The sequence below is a fragment of the Aeromonas sp. MR16 genome (genome assembly GCF_022549315.1).
GTDB lineage: Bacteria > Pseudomonadota > Gammaproteobacteria > Enterobacterales > Aeromonadaceae > Aeromonas > Aeromonas aquatica.
This window is the reverse complement of sequence record NZ_JAKZFK010000002.1, coordinates 1-16,744: the sequence shown is the minus strand read 5'-3', so window position 1 is coordinate 16,744 and position 16,744 is coordinate 1. Positions and strand designations below refer to the sequence as shown.

Sequence of the window (16,744 nt, the reverse complement as noted above, 5' to 3'; positions counted from 1 at the left end):
CTTTAGTCTGCCGCAAGCCGTTTGCATTCATCGGCAACCCGCTCGGCGGCATCGGTAATAGCGACGCGACGGGCGGCCTGGGCCATGTTCAATAGGGTTTCCCTGCGCCCGGCGAGCCAGGAGAGGCGCGCGGCCAGGGAGGCCGTGGTCAGCTCGGATTGGGGCAGGAATTCGGCCGCACCGCCGTCGACCAGAGTCAGGGCGTTGCGGGTCTGGTGATCGTCCACCGCATGGGGCAGTGGCACGAAGATGGCGGCGAGCCCGGCGGCGGCGACTTCGGAGACCGTCAGGGCTCCCGCGCGGCACACCACCAGATCGGCCCAGGCATAGGCATCGGCCATGTCCTTGATAAATTCGCTAACCTCGGCATCAACCCCCTGCTGGGTATAGGCCTCCGCCACGGCATCGCTATTGCCCTTGCCGCACTGATGGCGCACCTGGATGGGCACACCGGCGGCGGCGACGGCGGGGGGCACCTGCTCGTTGAGCACCTTGGCGCCCAGGCTGCCGCCGACGATCAGCAGACGCAGCGGCTCGGCACTGCTGCGCAGCTGCGGATCCGGCAGGGCCACCACTTCGGGACGCACTGGATTGCCGACCACGGCGGTGCGATGGCTCGGCGCAAAGGCGCCGGGGAAGGCCATCAGCACCCGCTTGGCGAGGCGCGCCAGCAGCTTGTTGGTCATGCCGGCCGCCGCGTTCTGCTCATGCAGCAGCAGGGGAATGCCGGACAGCCAGGCCGCGACGCCACCGGGGCCGGAGGCGAAGCCCCCCATGCCGAGCACCACGTCCGGGCGAATGGTCTTCAGCACCTTGCGGGCCTGCAGCACGGATTTCACAATGCGGTAGGGAGCCGCCAGCAGTCGCTTGATGCCGTTGCCACGCACCCCCTGGATGTCGATGAAGGAGATGGGGTAACCGTGGGCAGGCACCAGCTCGGCCTCCATCCGGTCGGCGGTGCCGAGCCAGTGAACGGTCCAGCCCTGGGCCTTGAGGCGATCGGCCACGGCCAGCCCGGGGAACACATGGCCCCCGGTACCACCTGCCATCACCAGTAACGTCTTGCTCACGAAACCTCCCGCACGCGCGCCTGGGCACTGGCCTGGCGCAACTCGAAATCGATACGAATCAACATGCTCACCGCCACCATCATGATGATGAGACTGGAACCGCCGTAGCTGACCAGGGGCAGGGTCAGGCCCTTGGTCGGCATCATGCCGCTGGCCGCGCCGACGTTGACAAAGGTCTGGAAGCTGAACCAGATGCCGATGCCGATGGCCAGATAGCCCTCATACAACTTCTCGGCTACCAGCGCCTGATGGCCGAGTCGCAATGCCTTGTACGCCAGTGCGAAGATGAGGAAGAGCGCACCCAGCACGCCCACATACCCCAGCTCTTCACCCAGGATGGCGAACACGAAGTCGGTGTGCGCCTCCGGCAGGTACTCCATCTTCTGGATGGAGTTGCCTAGCCCCTCGCCAAACCAGCTACCACGGCCGAACGCCATCAGTGACTGGGTCAGCTGATAGCCGCTGCCGAAGGGATCGGCCCAGGGGTCGAGGAAGGACGTCACTCGCCGCATCCGGTACGGCTCGGCGATGATCAGGGTCACCACGGCGCTCACCCCGACCAGAATGAGGCCGATGAACTGCACCAGCCGCGCTCCTGCCAGGAACAACATGCCAAGGGAGGTCACGAACATCACCACCACCGAGCCCAGATCCGGCTGGGCCAGCAGCAAGATGGCCACCACGAACAGCACCGCCATCGGCTTCATGAAGCCGATGAAGCGCTCACGCACCTCGTTCTGGCGACGCACCAGGTAGCCTGCCAGATAGACGAACAGCGCCAGCTTGCCAAATTCCGCAGGCTGCAGGTTAAAGGGGCCGAGCGGCAGCCAGCGGATGGAGCCGTTGACGCTACGACCCACCAGCAGCACCAGAACCAACATCAGAATGGCAAGCAACAACATGGGGCTGTTGTATTGCTGCCAGCGCGCCATGGGCACCTGCAGCACGAACCAGGAGATACCGAGCGCCATCACCAGGAAGAGGCCGTGGCGCTTCACGAACATGAAGGGATCGTTGCCCAGAGCAATGCCTTCGGGAATGGAGGCGGACGCCACTATCACCAGACCCACCGACATCAGCGCCAGCGCCAGCACCACCAGCTGCCGATCGTAGAGACCGGCGGGGCGCGCCGGTAACAACCAGCGTTGCAAGAAGCCTGCGACGACGCGAAGGGCGTTCATAGTTTCTTTACCACTTCGGTGAAGCGATCGCCGCGCGCTTCGAAGGAATTAAACCGATCCAGGCCGGTGCACGGGACGTTCATAGCTTCTTTACCAGTTCGGTGAAGCGATCGCCGCGAGCCTCGAAGGATTTGAACTGATCCAGGCTGGCACAGGCGGGGGCCAGCAGCACCCAGTCGCCAGGACGGGCATCTGCCGCAGCCTTGGCGACGGCGGCGTCAAGATCCGCAACCCGTTCGGTCTGCTCCCCCAGGGCGAGCAGCACGTCCGCATCCTGACCGAAGCAATACATGTGATCGATCTGCGTGCCGAGCAGCGCCTGCACCGGGCCGAAGTCCTGGCCCTTGCCCTGACCGCCAGCCAGCAGCAGCAAGCGGCCCTTGACCGACTCGCGCACCCCGGCCACGGCAGCCAGGGTGGCGCCCACGTTGGTGGCTTTGGAGTCGTTGATCCAGCGCACCCCGTTCACCTCCCGCACGAAGCGGGCACGGTGGGGCAGCCCTTCAAACCGGCGCAGCACCCGCAGCTGTGGCTCACGGGGAATGCCGACCGCATCGCACAGGGCCATGGCGGCCAGGGCATTGGCCTGATTGTGGGCGCCGACGATCTTCATCTCGTCCACCGCCAGCAGCGGCTCGCCGTGCAGGGTCAGCCAGTGGCGGCCGTCCAGCAGGCAGCGGCCGTAGCCGTTGCAATCCAGCCCGAAGCTCTGCCACACCTGGCCCACATCGGGCAGGGTCTGGGCATCGTCACGGTTGATCAGGATGTGCTGGGAGTGCTGATGGATCTCCTGCTTGGCGGCGCGATAGTCGGCCATGCCAGCGTAGCGATCCATGTGATCCTCGGACAGATTCAGTACCACCGAGGCGGCGGCGCGCAGGCTGTGGGTGGTCTCCAGCTGGAAGCTCGAGAGCTCCAGCACGCAGAGCTCCATCGGCTGCTTGAGCAGATCCAGCGCCGGGATGCCGATGTTGCCACCGACTCCGACCTTGAGACCCGCCTCGGCGATCATCTCTCCCACCAGGGTAGTGACCGTGCTCTTGCCGTTGGAGCCGGTGATGGCGATGACGGGCACCTGGGTCTCGCGCACGAACAGCTCGATGTCGCCGACGATGCGCACCCCGAACTCGGCGGCGGCTTTCAGCTCAGGCGTCGCCAAGGCAATGCCCGGGCTCGCCACTATCATGTGGGCCTGCTTGAGCCGCTCCGCGTCCAGCCCCTGGATGAGCTCCACCTCGGCGGGCAGTTGATCCTTGCCTGGCGGATTGGCTCGCGTATCCATCACCAACGGCGTCACGCCGCGGCCGAGGAAGTAGTCGACGCAGGAGAGTCCGGTTTTACCGAGTCCGATGATGATGACCATGGCTTATCTCACCTTCAGGGTAGCGAGACCGAGCAACACCAGCATCAGGGTGATGATCCAGAAGCGCACTATCACGCGCGGCTCCGGCCAACCCTTTTTCTCATAGTGGTGATGGATCGGGGCCATGCGGAAGATGCGCACACCGCGCAGCTTGTAGGAACCCACCTGCAGGATCACCGAGACGGTCTCCATCACGAAGACGCCGCCCATGATCACCAGCAGGAACTCCTGACGCACCAGCACGGCGATGGTGCCGAGCGCCCCCCCGAGGGCCAGGGAACCGACGTCCCCCATGAAGACCTGGGCAGGATAGGTATTGAACCAGAGGAAGCCAAGACCAGCGCCGACGATGGCGGTACAGACGATCACCAGCTCGGAGGTATAGGGCACATAGGGAATATGCAGATAGTTGGCGAAGTTGACGTTGCCGGTCGCCCAGGCGATGAGCGCGAAGCCCCCCGCCACCATCACGGTCGGCATGATGGCCAGACCATCCAGGCCGTCGGTCAGGTTGACCGCGTTGGAGGTACCGACGATGACGAAATAGGTCAGCACGATGAACATCAGGCCGAGTTGCGGCATCACATCCTTGAGGAAGGGCACCACCAGCTGGGTCTGGCCATCGTGGGTGGCCGTCGCGTAGAGGAAGACGGCCACCGCCAGCGCCACCGCCGACTGCCAGAAATACTTCCAGCGGGCGATCAGGCCGTCGGTATTCTTGCGCACCACCTTGAGGTAGTCGTCAGCAAAACCGATGGCGCCGTAGGCACCCAGCACGAACAGCACCAGCCAGACATAGGGGTTGTCGAGGCGACTCCAGAGCAACACTGAGATAAAGATGGCGGCGATGATCATCAGACCCCCCATGGTCGGGGTACCCTTCTTGCTCAGGTGGGATTCGGGACCGTCGTTGCGGATCACCTGGCCGAATTTCATGATCTGCAGGCGACGGATGAGGCGTGGCCCCATCCAGAGCGCCACCGTCAGACCGGTGATGATCGACAGGATGGCGCGAAACGTCAGGTAGGAGAAGACATTGAAGAAGGTGAAGTGCGGGGTGAGCAGTTCTGCCAGCCAGACTAGCATGTGGCTGACTCCTGACGGTCCACGACCATCTTGACGATATCTTCCATGCGGGAGCCACGGGCGCCCTTGACCAGTATCGAAATTTCTTGATGTGTATTTATCATTTGCGCAAGCACTTCAAACAACGATGCCTTGTTATCGAAATGTCGGCCAGCCGCGGCATCTGCGGTGTGACGACTCTGTTCCCCTACGGTCAGCACGGCGTCAAGGCCCTGCTCGCTGGCGTGGCGTCCGACCCGGGCGTGTTGCTCGGCGGACTCCTCACCCAACTCCTTCATGTCACCGAACACCAGCACCTTGTAGCCGCCCATGGCGGTCAGGGCGTCGATGCCTGCCAGCACGGATTCCACGCTGGCGTTGTAGGTGTCATCCACCAGGGTGAGACCACCCCAGCGTTGCACGCAGAAGCGGCCCTTGACCGGCGCCATCTGCTCCAGCCCCGCCTTGACGGATGCAAGCGAAGCGCCGAGCGCGAGGCAACCGGCGGTGGCGGCCAGGGCGTTGGCCACGTTGTGACGACCCGGGATCGCCAGGGTCAGGCTCACCTCTCCCTGGGGTGTCACCAGAGTGCCCTGGGCACAACCTTCTGTGTTGAAGCGGATGTCGCGGGCGTGGAACGGCTGACCTTGATCATCGATGGAGAAGGCGCAATGAATGCCCTTCGCCTGCCACTTGGGCCAGAACTCGTTGTCGGCGTTGACGATGGCCGCGCCTTGTTCACGCAAGCCTTCGAAGATCTCGCTCTTGGCGTGGAAAACTCCTTCCAGGGAGCCGAAGCCCTCCAGATGGGCCGCCGCCACGTTGTTGATAATGGCGGCATCGGGCTGGGCCAGGGAGGTAGTCCAGGCGATCTCGCCGGGGTGGTTCGCCCCCAGCTCCATCACTGCGAACCTGTGTTGCGGCTCGAGGCGCAGCAGGGTGAGCGGCACCCCCACCTCGTTGTTGAAGTTGCCGGCGGTGGCCAGCACCTCCCCTTCGTGGCGCAGGATGGCAGTCGCCATCTCCTTGACCGTGGTCTTGCCACAGCTGCCGGTGATGGCCAGCACTTTCGGGTTGATGCACTCACGCACCAGCTTGCCGAGACGGCCCAGCCCCTTGAGGCTGTCAGTCACGACAAGCTGGGGCACGGCCAGCGGCAGTTCACGTTCCACCAGCAGGGCAGAGGCCCCTGCGGCAACGGCCTGCTCGCAAAAATCGTGGGCGTCGAATCGCTCGCCGCGCAGGGCGACGAACAGCGCGCCGGCACCCAGGGTGCGGGTGTCGGTACTGACCGCCGTGATCTCGGCATCGCCGCCGATCAGACGGGCATCGAGTACCTGCGCCAGGTCGGCAAGCCTGAGGGTCATCATCTGAATGACTCCAATAATGTGTGCAAGGCGGCCGCGACGGTTTCCCGATCGCTGTAGTGCCGCTTGTCGGTTCCAATGATCTGATAATCCTCGTGGCCCTTACCGGCCACCAGGATGATGTCCTGCTTGCTCGCCTGACCGAGCGCCAGTGCGATCGCCCTGGTTCTGTCGTGCTCGATCTGCACGGCGGCGGGATCGCGAAGACCCGCCACCATGTCCGCCATGATCTGGGCCGGCTCCTCGGTACGGGGATTGTCGTCGGTCAGGATCACGCGATCCGCATACTGTTCTGCCATGGCAGCCATCATGGGACGCTTGCCGCGATCCCGGTCGCCACCGCACCCCACCAGGCACCAGAGCTCGCCCTCGCAGTGCACCCGCAGGGCCTGCAGGGCTTTTTCCAGCGCATCCGGGGTATGGGCATAGTCGACCACGGCGAGCGGCGCATTGCCGCCCCCGAAGCACTCCATGCGGCCGGTCACCGGCTGCAATTGCGGCGCACTGGCCAGCAGCGCATCGAAGTCGTAACCGAGCACCAGCATGGCGCCCATCGCCGCCAGCACATTGCTGACGTTGAAGCGGCCGAGCAAGGGGGCGGATAATACACCATTCCCCCAGCTGGAGTTAATCCTGGTGTGAAAACCTTGTTGGTGGAAATGGGGATCCTGCGCCGTTAACTGTCGCCCCGGATGGTTTTCAATCGGGCCATTCACCCCGAACGCCACGGCGGCGGGATAACGTGCCAGCCATGCCTGCCCCACCTCGTCGTCGGCATTGATGACCGCATTGGGCTCATCGACCAGCTTCAGCAGCTCTTCCTTGGCGGCGCCATAGGCCTCCATGGTGCCGTGATAATCCAGATGATCCCGGCTCAGGTTGGTGAACACGGTCGCCGCGAACGGCAGGGCTGAGACTCTGTGCTGTACCAGACCATGGCTGGAGACCTCCATCGCCACCAGATCAGCCCCCTGCTGTTGCAGGGCTGCCAGATTGGCCTGTACCTCCACTGCGCTACCCGTGGTGTTCTGTGCTTCCACCAGCTCACCAAACAGGCCGTTGCCTATGGTGCCCATCACCCCGGCCTTGCCCCCCAGCAGGGTGCGCCAGTTGGCCACCAGCAGCGCCGTGGTGCTCTTGCCGTTGGTGCCGGTGATGCCGACCAGTTGCAGCTTGTGCGCGGGCTGATCGTAAAAATAACCGGCCAACTCGGAGAGTCTGGCGGGCAGCGCAGGGATCCCGAAGCAGGGCACGGTCAGCTCGGGCGCGACGAATTCCCCGTCCTCCTCAAACAGCACGGCGGCGGCACCTTGTGCCACCGCCTGTTCGATGAAGCGTCGGCCATCCACCTGATGCCCGCGGACGGCGACGAAGAGGCAACCTGGCCCCGCCCGCCGACTGTCCAGCTGGATATCGGTGAGGGGGAGCGCCGGGGCATGGATGCCTAGGGGGCGCAGCAGTTGATCAAGTACGCGGTGCGACATGGGAAGCCTCCGCATGGGCAGGAATGCAGACGCTCACACCGCAAAACAGCATGGAATACACCCCGGAACCGATGGGATAGAGGGGCAGATCAGGTGCGCGGTGCAAGGGGAGCCTCCGTACGGGCAAGTTTGGCGGGTACCTCTGCGGGCACCGCGTCGGGACGAATATTGAAGAGTTGCAGCACGCCGCCCATGGCCTCGGCGAACGGTGGTGTCGCGACGGCGCCACCGTAGTAGGCACTGCCCTTGGGTTCGTTGATCACCACCACCATGACGAAGCGGGGGTTGCTGGCGGGAGCGAAGCCGGCAAACCAGGCCATGTAGTCCTTGCCGTAACCACCGGCGACGGCGACCTTGGCGGTACCACTCTTGCCGCCGACCCGGTAACCCGGGATCTGCGCCTTCGGGATGGCGTTGCTGACCACATACTCCAGCGCCTGCAACATGGCGGTGGCATTGTTGTGATCGATGACCTGCTCACCCTTGGGCGGAGTGGTCACCTTGATGATGGAGAGCGGCACCCGCTTGCCCTTGTTGGCCAGGGTGGCGTAGGCGGAGGCCAGTTGCAGCGGGGTGACCCGCAGACCGTAGCCAAACGACAGAGTCGCCCGCTCGATGTCGGACCAACGGCGACGCTGGGGCAGCATACCGCTGCTTTCACCCATCAGGCCACTGCCGGTGTCCATGCCAAAGCCGACCATGCTGAGGGTGTTGATCATCTCCTGTGCAGGCATCCGCAGCGCGATGCGCGACATGCCGATGTTGGAGGAGTAACGCAGGATGTCGTACAGGTTGGTCGCCTTGTGAATACTCACATCGCGGATCTGCTTGGCCCCGATAAACAGTGGTCCACCCTGGATAGTGTCCTTCCAGCTGGTAACGCCAGCCTGCAGGGCACTCAACAGGATCAAAGGTTTGACGGTCGACCCCGGCTCGTAGGTATCGGTCACCACCCGGTTGCGTACCCGGAAACTCTGGTACTGACCGCGGTTGTTCGGGTTGTAGGAAGGGGTGTTGACCATGGCGAGCACCTCGCCGGTCTTCACGTCCAGCATCACCATGGAGCCGGAGGTGGCCTTGTTCTCGTCGGTGGCCCGCTTGAGGGCGCGGTAGGCCAGTGCCTGCACCCGCTGATCGATGCTCAGTTGCAGATCGTTGGCGTTCTTGCCCTCTTTGACCAGACCGAGCCGCTCGATGACCCGGCCCTGACGATCCTTGCGGACCCGCATCTCGCCCGGGGTCGCGGTCAACCACTCGTTGTAGCTGCGCTCGATCCCCTCGATGCCGCTGCCGTCGATGTTGGTCACCCCCACCAGGTGGGAGCTGATCTCGCCGGTGGGGTAGAAGCGGCGCGCCTCGGGTCGCAAGTAGATGCCACCCAGCTTGAGACCCTTGATGTATTCCGCCACCGCAGGGGTCACCTGGCGCTGCAGATAGACGAAGCGCTTGCTTGGATTTGAAATGCGGTGCTTGAGGGTGTTGATGTCGAGCTTGAGCACGGCGGAGAGCGCCAGCCAGGCGCGCTCGTTATGGATGGCGCCGGACTCGTGCACCGTCTTGGGGTCGGCCCAGACCGCTTCCACCGGCACCGACACCGCCAGCTGTTCGCCGTTGCGATCGGTGATCATGCCGCGCACGGCCTGGGTGGAGGTGGTGCGCAAGGAACGCATATCCCCTTCCTGGCGCAGCCGGTCGGGATCTATCACCTGGATCCAGGCCAGACGCAGGATCAGGCCTGCAAAGGCGATACCGATGAAAAATATCAGCGTGCGAAAGCGCCACGGGTAGAGTGACGGGGCTTTCGCCTTGGCTTTGTCCTTTGCCGGTGCCTTGGTGGTGACCTTGCGTGTCATGGTTGGGTTATTACCTTCTCGGTGGTCACCAGCGGGCGAGCCATCTGCAATTTGTCCATGGCCAGACTTGCTACCCGGGAATGCTCGGCCAGGGTGCCCTGCTCCAGCAGCAGGTGTCGCCACTCGATGTTGAGCCGATCCTCTTCCGCCATCAGATCATTCTGCTTGGCGGTCAAACCGCGAGTCATGTTGGTCACCAAGATCACCGCAAAGGCGGTGATCAGCACGGCGACAGCCAGCACAATCTGCAGCTTGTGGCGCCAGAGATCCCCGATGATCTCTTTGGACAGATGAACGCGCACCTCGCTCATGGCTCAATCCGCCAGACGCTGGGCGACCCGCAGCACCGAGCTGCGGGATCGACTGTTTTCGGTTACTTCATGCTCGGAAGGCTTGAGGGCCTTGCCGATCGATTTCAATTTGCGTCCGCCGGCCAGCTGCGCCTCGGTCAACGGGATGCCACGCGGCACCTCGGGACCCTTCTCATGCTTGCGGATGAAGTGTTTGACCAGGCGGTCTTCCAGCGAGTGGAAGCTGATGACGGAAAGCCGTCCTTCGGGGGCCAGCGCCTGCAAGGCACCGTCCAACGCGGTTTCGATCTCGTCCAGCTCGCTGTTGATGTAGATGCGAATGGCCTGGAAGCTGCGGGTCGCGGCGTGCTTGCCCTTCTCCTTGCTCGGATTGACCCGGGCGATCATCTCCGCCAGCTGGCGAGTGCGGACATAGGGCTCGGTGACGCGATCATGGACGATGGCGCGGGCGATTTTCTTGGCGAAACGCTCCTCACCGAAGGTCTTCAAGACCCAGGCGATGTCGTCCACATCGGCCTTGGCCAGCCACTGGGCGGCGCTCTGGCCGCTGGTCGGATCCATCCGCATGTCGAGGGGACCGTCCTTCATAAAACTAAAACCGCGCTCGGCATCGTCGAGCTGGGGGGAGGAAACCCCCAGATCCAACAGGAAGCCGTCGACCTTGCCGAGCAAGCCGCGCTCGCTCAGATAGGTGGTGATGCCGGAGAAGGGGCCGTGCACGATTTCGAAACGGGGATCCTGGATCTTGCCCGCTTCGGCGATGGCCTGGGGATCCCGATCGATGGCGATCAGCCGACCATGGGGGCCAAGCTGCTGGAGAATGAGACGAGAGTGACCACCCCGGCCAAAGGTACCGTCGACATAGATGCCGTCCGGCTTGATGGCCAGCCCTTCGACGGCTTCGTGCAACAGCACTGTGATGTGTTCAGCGGCTTGGGTCATTTATAGAGAAAAATCCTGTAGTCGTGGTGAGCTTGCCCAATCATCCTCAGGCAACCCCTGAATGTCGTCATTGATCTGTTGTTGCCAGCGGGCTTCATCCCACAGCTCAAACTTGTTGAGCTGGCCCACCAGCATGATTTTCTTGTCCAATCCAGCGTGGCTGCGCAGCGGCTGGCTGAGCAACAGGCGGCCATTGCCGTCCAGTTCACACTCCACGGCATTACCGAGCAACAGGCGCTGCAGGCGGCGCTCCGCCGGTTGGGTGCTGGAAAGCGTCTTGAGCTTGCGCTCTATCTCTTCCCATTCGTTCAGGGGATAAAGCAGCAGACAGGGGTGAGCGATGTCGATGGTGCAGACCAGCTGGCCGTCGCATTCGTCGCGCAGCCAATCTCGATATTTGGTCGGAATCGCCAATCGCCCTTTGCTGTCCAGGCTGATGGCGTGAGCGCCACGCAACAAATTGCAGTCCCCGAAGGTGAATTAAGGAGGGCAGACTGCCCCATAAAACCACTTTGATCCACTTTTCCCCACCTTGAAGTTTAAGGACGAGCTGAGGGCTTTTCAAGCAAGGATCTCGGGCATGGGGAACATATTGACGCAGCGCGGGGAGGCTACCGATTAAATGAGTTGATTTTCCACGAGTTATTTCTGATGACGGCTGTGCGTCTGCTTGAAATCAATTAAAAAATAAACAAGGTGGAAGTATCCTTGAATACTTTCAGACTCGTCAATACGACCGTTTATGGCGCCGAGGCTAGCGCAAACGGGCCCTAATCTCATGATCTTAAAGCAACCTGACTGCATCACAGACCTATTCAATCCAGATACCCCATGCTCACATGCAGCATATTTTCCCGGTAATAAAAAAGAGCCTCGCGATAAATCGCAAGGCTCTTCAGGAATAGGTCGGAGTCGGCCTGTAAGCCGGGTTCTGTTCCGGGTTGCCCCGGTAGCAATCATTCCTCTAGGCCAGCAATCGCTCACTGGCTCAAGCAACCTACCCGCCCCCAACGCGGGCCGCGCCAATAGGGGCCTATTTGGTCTTGCTTCGGGTGGAGTTTACCGTGCCACGAACTGTTGCCAGTCGCGCGGTGCGCTCTTACCGCACCCTTTCACCCTTACCTGATCCCTTGCGGGCCATCGGCGGTTTGCTCTCTGTTGCACTGGTCGTAGGCTCACGCCCCCCAGGCGTTACCTGGCACCCTGCCCTATGAAGCCCGGACTTTCCTCCCCTCCGCCCGTCTGTCCCGAGGGACACAACGACGAAGCAGCGATTGCCCAGCCGACTCCGGGCGCGGATTATAGCCTTGTCCGTCGCCCCGGGTAAACCGACAATTGCCGTTCACCTCCATTCAGGGTGATAACAGCCCCATTTCAACAGAGAGTATCGCTGATTTTTACACTCCAATCAGTGCATTTCACTGCCATCAAGACAATTTTCTGCGCTATTAGATCACTCAATGGTGCTCGAGACCATATTTATAGAGGGCATTCTTCTTCACGCCGTGGTTCTCGGCGCCAATGCTCTTTCTTGAGCCGCAACTCGGCGCCTGCACTGACGTCTGACTCAATGGTGCTCGAGACCATATTTATAGAGGGCATTCTTCTTCACGCCGTGGATTTCGGCGGTGAGGGCGGCGGCTTTCTTCAGCGGTAATTCGGCCGCCAGCAGCCCCAGGGTGCGGAGCGCCTCGGCAGGCAGCTCTTCATCCAGCTTGCTGGCGCCGGCCACCACCAGCACGATTTCGCCGCGACAGCGGTTATCGTCTTCGCCAAGCCAGGCCAGCATCTCGGAGGCGGGCAGACCGTGGATGGACTCAAAGGTCTTGGTCAGCTCGCGGCACACCACCACCTGACGCTCCCCCAAGATGCGCGCGATCGCCTCCACCGTATCCTGTACCCGGCGGGGAGATTCGTAGAACACCAGGGAACGGGTATCTTCGATGACGGCTTGCAGCCGGTCGTCACGGCCCTTGGCTTTGGCTGGCAAGAATCCCTCGAAGGCGAAGCGGTCGGTGGGCAGGCCAGCGGCAGAGAGCGCTGTGATGGCGGCACAAGGGCCCGGCAGCGGCACCACCTTGACCCCGGCCTCGCGACAGCGGGTGACCAAGTGATAACCGGGGTCGCTGATGAGCGGGGTGCCCGCATCGGACACCAGGGCCACGCTCTTGCCTTCCTTGATCCGGCCGATCAGCACATCGGCCTTCTGCTGCTCGTTATGATCGTGCAGGGCGAAGGTCGGCACCGAGATCTGGTAGTGGCTGAGCAGGATACCGGTATGACGCGTATCCTCGGCAGCCACCAAATCGACGCTGCGTAAAATGTTCAATGCACGCTGGGTGATATCCGCCAAATTACCGATGGGAGTGGGGACTATATACAGGGTTGGGATGTCACTCATGGGATCTCCGAGTGTCCCGACAATTGTGTCGCCATATTGGCCCGTTTACACTATGGGGAACTTCAACACTGGTCGGGGAATGAACTTGAACCGGGTTACAAAGCAGCTAAGTGTATCACGACTCTTCGGCATCCTACTCGCGGCGGTTCTGCTCGTCGCCTGTGCGTCGGAGCCTAATCCATCTTCCGGGCAGCCTGGCATGCCGTCGGCGTTCTCGGATCTGACCAAGAATGCCCAATGGTATCTGGAGCAGGTCGACCCTGCCAAACCGGCCGAGGCCTTCACCTGGCAAGTGATGGCGGCGCGCAGCTACCTGGCGCTCGGTCAGGCCAAACCGGCTGCCGCCCTGTACCAGCAACTGCAGAAGCAGGCCCAGAGCCCGGAGCAGAAGGCGCAGTTGCAACTGTTGCAGGCGCATCTGTTGCTGGCCCAGGGCAATGCCAATCAGGCGCTGATCCTGCTGGAAGGCAAACCCGAGGTGGCCCTCGATGCCGACACCCAGAAGGACTGGTATCGCCAGCGGGTGGTGCTGCAGCTGGACATCAACAACAAGTTTGGTGCAGCCAAGTCGCTGATCTTGCTGGAACCTTATCTGGCCAAGAATGAACTGTCGACCAATCACCAGCAGATCTGGTCCCTGCTCAAGAGCATGACCCCCTCCACCCTGCAGGCGCTGGAAGAAGCCCCCGCTCCCGACGTGACCACCGGCTGGCTGCGACTGGCGGCGCTGGTGAACGAGTTCGGCGCTCAGCCGAACCAGCTCGCTCGCCAGCTGACAGGCTGGAAGCAGAGCTTCCCGAACCACCCGGCCCAGACCGACATGCCAGCTGGCCTCGGCGATCTGGCCGCGACGGACGCAGGTGCGCTGCAGCAGATCGCCGTCTTCCTGCCTCTTTCCGGTAATCTGGAAGCTCAGGGGACGGCCATTCGCAACGGTATGCTGATGTCCTACAAGGAGAATCAGGGCCAATTCACCCTGAACTTCTATGACACTCAGAGCAAGGCGATGGCGGATCTCTACAAACAGGCGATCCAGGAGGGGGCCAACATGATCATCGGCCCGCTGCTCAAGGACAGGGTCGAGGAGCTGCTCAAGTCCAACCCCGCCGTACCGGTGCTGGCCCTCAACGAGCTGGACAAGCCCATCGTCAACGACAACACCTACTACTTCTCCCTCTCCGCCGCCGCCGATGCGAGCCAGGCCGCCCAGTACCTCTATGGTCAGGGCTATCGCAAGCCACTGCTGATCGCGGCACAAGGCCGGATTGGTTACAGCAGCATCAAGGCGTTCGAACAGGCCTGGGCCGGCGTCAGCCAGGAGAAACCCGTGGTCGCCACCTTCGGTGCGCGCAACGAGGTGCAAGGCATGGTCAAGAACGCCCTGAGCGGGCGCTCCACCGCCCGTGCCGGGGAAATAGTCCAGATCGAAGATGCAGCCCCACGCAGCATAGACGCCGTCTATGTGGTGGCCAACAGCCTGGAGACCCGGATGATCAAGCCCTACGTGGACATCTCGGTCAATCCCATGGGCAGCCTGCCCATCTACAGCAGCTCGCGAGGTTATGACAGCGGAGCCACCGAGGCGGCCTCCGAGCTCAACGGCATGCATATCGCCGACATGCCGCTGCTGCTGGGCGGCTACGAGAAAGAGCGGGAGCAGATAGCGCTGCTCTGGCCACAGACCCAGGGTGACCTGCTGCGTCTGTTTGCCCTCGGTTACGATGCGGTCAGCCTGGCCGGCAATCTGCAGCAGATGCGCAAGGTCAACGCCATGCAGCAACCAGGCATGAGCGGCCAGCTGAGCGTGGATCCCAATGGCAACATAGTGCGTGTGCTGGATTGGGCCGTCTATCAGGATGGCAAGCTGGTCAGCGATAGCGCCCTGCCCCAGCCCGAGAACAGCTCCCATGAAGAAGCTACTGACCAGACTGCACCAGCAGTGGTTGAACCTGTTGCCATCGGCAACGGTGAGCAAGGGACAGCACTTTGAGCAAGTAGCTGAACGCTGGTTGCAGGCCCGGGGCCTGCAGCCCGTGCTTCGCAATTACCGTTGCCGAGGAGGCGAAATCGATCTCGTCATGCGCCAGGGGGATACCCTGGTGTTTGTCGAGGTCAGATATCGTGCTCACACCAGCCATGGTGGGGCCACCGCCTCGGTCACCCGACGCAAACAGCACAAGATCGTGCTGGCCGCCCGCCACTATTTCAAGCAACATGCCATCAACGAGGCCAGCCAGGCCTGCCGATTCGATGTGATCGCGTTCGAGGGCGACCAGCCAGACTGGATCCAGAACGCTTTTTAAGAGGACCCCATGACTGATCCCATCAAAGAGAATTACACCGAAAGCATCCAGACCAAGATAGCCGCCGCCGAGGCGCTGCCGGAGGCCATCCACACCGCGGCCCAGATGCTGACCATCTGCCTGCTCAATGGCCACAAGGTGATGGCCTGCGGCAATGGCCCTTCCTCGGCACTGGCTCAGCTGTTCATTTCCGAACTGGTGAACTGCTACGAGACGCCACGCCCCTCCCTGCCGGGTCTGGCACTCACCCCCGATATGGCGACCATCAGCGCCATCGCCACCGATCACGGCTTCGAAGAGGTCTATTCCAAACAGATCCGGGCCCTGGGCCAGCCTGGCGACATCCTGGTGGTCATCACCACCACGGGCAACAGCCGCAGCCTGATCAAGGCCGCCGAGGCGGCGCTCTCCCGCGACATGACCATCATCGTGCTCGGCGGTGGCGATGGCGGCGAGATCGCCGGCCTGCTCGGCCCCAATGATGTGGAAGTCAGGGTGCCGTCGGCCCGTCGCCCTCGCATTCTGGAGGTGAACCTGTTGACCCTGCACTGCCTCTGTGATCTCATCGACCAGACACTTTTCCCGCAACAGGAAGATTGAAACCATGAACAAGCATATTCTCGTACTTGGCCTGCTCGCCGGTTCCCTGCTGCTGCAAGGCTGCGCCGCCGTGGTGGTCGGTGGAGCAGCCGGTACCGCCAAGGCGACCGGCGATCGCCGCACCCTGGGCGCCCAATGGGACGATCAGGCCATCGAACTGAAGGCGGCCAATCTGCTGGCAGACAACAAGCAGTTGAATGCGGCCAGCAAGATCAGTGTCTACAGCAACAACGGCCGCGTCTTGTTAGTCGGTCAGACGCCGTCCGACGCTTACAAGCAGGAGGCGGGCAAGATCGTGGGCCGTATCGAAGGGGTGCGTCATGTCTACAATGAGCTGCGTCTGGGCAAGCCAGTGAGCATAGGCGTGCGCAGCAACGACTCCTGGATCACCTCCAAGGTGCGGGCCGACATGCTGGGCACCAAGGATTTTGACAGCACCAAGGTCAAGGTCGTGACCGAGAATGGCGAGGTCTTCCTCATCGGTCTGGTCACTCGCAAGGAAGGGGATCAGGCCGTCGAGATCGCCCGCCACGTCAGCGGTGTGAAGCAGGTGATCAAGGCCTTCGAGTTTGCCCAAAACTAAGGCGCTGTCCCAATTACGTGTTGAAAGGCTAACCTTGAAATAGGTCATCCCCCTGAGGGCCACCATCATGGATACCCAAGCCTTTCAACATCTACTGTCTCTCTTCCCACTGCTCACCTTGCGCCAGCGTCGTCTTGCGCAACATGAACTCACGACTCCCCATCCCATCACCTCGCTGGCCGCTCAACTCCCCGCTTGCCGATGTTGCCCCCACTGTCAGG

Annotated in this window: 15 protein-coding genes, 1 other RNA gene and 1 pseudogene; 5 read left to right on the top strand and 12 right to left on the bottom strand. The window is 62.2% G+C overall.

Going from position 1 to position 16,744, the window contains the following annotated elements; all coding sequences use genetic code 11:
* Nucleotides 1-2: 2 nt before the first annotated feature.
* The 12 genes from murG to rsmI all read right to left on the bottom strand — a co-directional run bounded on the left by murG (nt 3) and on the right by rsmI (nt 13,037).
* Complete coding sequence (gene murG / locus MM194_RS02495) at nt 3-1,070, bottom strand: undecaprenyldiphospho-muramoylpentapeptide beta-N-acetylglucosaminyltransferase (protein WP_033132327.1); 1,068 nt, start codon at nt 1,068-1,070, stop codon at nt 3-5.
* Nucleotides 1,067-2,251: a cell division protein FtsW gene (ftsW, locus tag MM194_RS02490; protein WP_033132326.1), complete on the bottom strand. Its 1,185-nt coding sequence runs from the start codon at nt 2,249-2,251 to the stop codon at nt 1,067-1,069. Before ftsW ends, murG begins: the two co-directional genes overlap by 4 nt.
* Before the next feature lie 79 nt (nt 2,252-2,330).
* The gene (gene murD, locus MM194_RS02485) at nt 2,331-3,614 is read right to left on the bottom strand and encodes a UDP-N-acetylmuramoyl-L-alanine--D-glutamate ligase (RefSeq protein WP_241342548.1); all 1,284 of its coding nucleotides are present in this window, start codon (nt 3,612-3,614) and stop codon (nt 2,331-2,333) included.
* Between the two features lie 3 nt (nt 3,615-3,617).
* Complete coding sequence (gene mraY, locus MM194_RS02480) at nt 3,618-4,700, bottom strand: phospho-N-acetylmuramoyl-pentapeptide-transferase (RefSeq protein ID WP_033132324.1); 1,083 nt, start codon at nt 4,698-4,700, stop codon at nt 3,618-3,620.
* Nucleotides 4,694-6,049, bottom strand: coding sequence for a UDP-N-acetylmuramoyl-tripeptide--D-alanyl-D-alanine ligase (gene murF / locus MM194_RS02475; RefSeq protein ID WP_241342547.1), 1,356 nt, complete (start codon nt 6,047-6,049; stop codon nt 4,694-4,696). The genes mraY and murF overlap by 7 nt, the downstream gene beginning before the upstream one ends.
* On the bottom strand, nt 6,046-7,530 hold the full coding sequence (gene murE, locus MM194_RS02470) for a UDP-N-acetylmuramoyl-L-alanyl-D-glutamate--2,6-diaminopimelate ligase (RefSeq protein WP_241342546.1): 1,485 nt from the start codon (nt 7,528-7,530) through the stop codon (nt 6,046-6,048). Before murE ends, murF begins: the two co-directional genes overlap by 4 nt.
* A gap of 89 nt (nt 7,531-7,619) precedes the next feature.
* Complete coding sequence (locus MM194_RS02465; RefSeq protein ID WP_033132321.1) at nt 7,620-9,383, bottom strand: penicillin-binding transpeptidase domain-containing protein; 1,764 nt, start codon at nt 9,381-9,383, stop codon at nt 7,620-7,622.
* Nucleotides 9,380-9,694, bottom strand: a complete 315-nt coding sequence (gene ftsL, locus MM194_RS02460) for a cell division protein FtsL (protein WP_033132320.1) — start codon at nt 9,692-9,694, stop codon at nt 9,380-9,382. Before ftsL ends, MM194_RS02465 begins: the two co-directional genes overlap by 4 nt.
* A 3-nt stretch (nt 9,695-9,697) precedes the next feature.
* Complete coding sequence (rsmH, locus tag MM194_RS02455) at nt 9,698-10,636, bottom strand: 16S rRNA (cytosine(1402)-N(4))-methyltransferase RsmH (protein WP_241342545.1); 939 nt, start codon at nt 10,634-10,636, stop codon at nt 9,698-9,700.
* On the bottom strand, nt 10,637-11,095 hold the full coding sequence (gene mraZ, locus MM194_RS02450) for a division/cell wall cluster transcriptional repressor MraZ (protein ID WP_033132318.1): 459 nt from the start codon (nt 11,093-11,095) through the stop codon (nt 10,637-10,639). It abuts the gene before it with no gap.
* A 445-nt stretch (nt 11,096-11,540) separates the two neighbouring features.
* Nucleotides 11,541-11,926, bottom strand: an RNA gene (gene rnpB / locus MM194_RS02445) — RNase P RNA component class A.
* A 277-nt stretch (nt 11,927-12,203) separates the two neighbouring features.
* Nucleotides 12,204-13,037 (bottom strand): 16S rRNA (cytidine(1402)-2'-O)-methyltransferase, encoded by an 834-nt coding sequence (rsmI, locus tag MM194_RS02440; protein ID WP_033132317.1) that lies wholly within the window; start codon nt 13,035-13,037, stop codon nt 12,204-12,206.
* A gap of 199 nt (nt 13,038-13,236) precedes the next feature.
* On the opposite strand from rsmI, the gene MM194_RS02435 reads away from it, so the two are divergent.
* The 5 genes and pseudogenes from MM194_RS02435 to MM194_RS02415 form a co-directional block, all read left to right on the top strand.
* The gene (locus MM194_RS02435) at nt 13,237-15,027 is read left to right on the top strand and encodes a penicillin-binding protein activator (protein ID WP_241342544.1); all 1,791 of its coding nucleotides are present in this window, start codon (nt 13,237-13,239) and stop codon (nt 15,025-15,027) included.
* Entirely contained in the window at nt 14,945-15,340 is a 396-nt protein-coding gene (locus MM194_RS02430) for a YraN family protein (RefSeq protein WP_241342543.1), read from the top strand. The genes MM194_RS02435 and MM194_RS02430 overlap by 83 nt, the downstream gene beginning before the upstream one ends.
* A 9-nt stretch (nt 15,341-15,349) precedes the next feature.
* On the top strand, nt 15,350-15,940 hold the full coding sequence (locus MM194_RS02425; RefSeq protein WP_033132315.1) for an SIS domain-containing protein: 591 nt from the start codon (nt 15,350-15,352) through the stop codon (nt 15,938-15,940).
* A 4-nt stretch (nt 15,941-15,944) separates the two neighbouring features.
* Nucleotides 15,945-16,523, top strand: a complete 579-nt coding sequence (dolP, locus tag MM194_RS02420; protein WP_033132314.1) for a division/outer membrane stress-associated lipid-binding lipoprotein — start codon at nt 15,945-15,947, stop codon at nt 16,521-16,523.
* A 67-nt stretch (nt 16,524-16,590) separates the two neighbouring features.
* A pseudogene (locus MM194_RS02415) lies at nt 16,591-16,744 on the top strand (IS1595 family transposase); the annotation flags it as partial.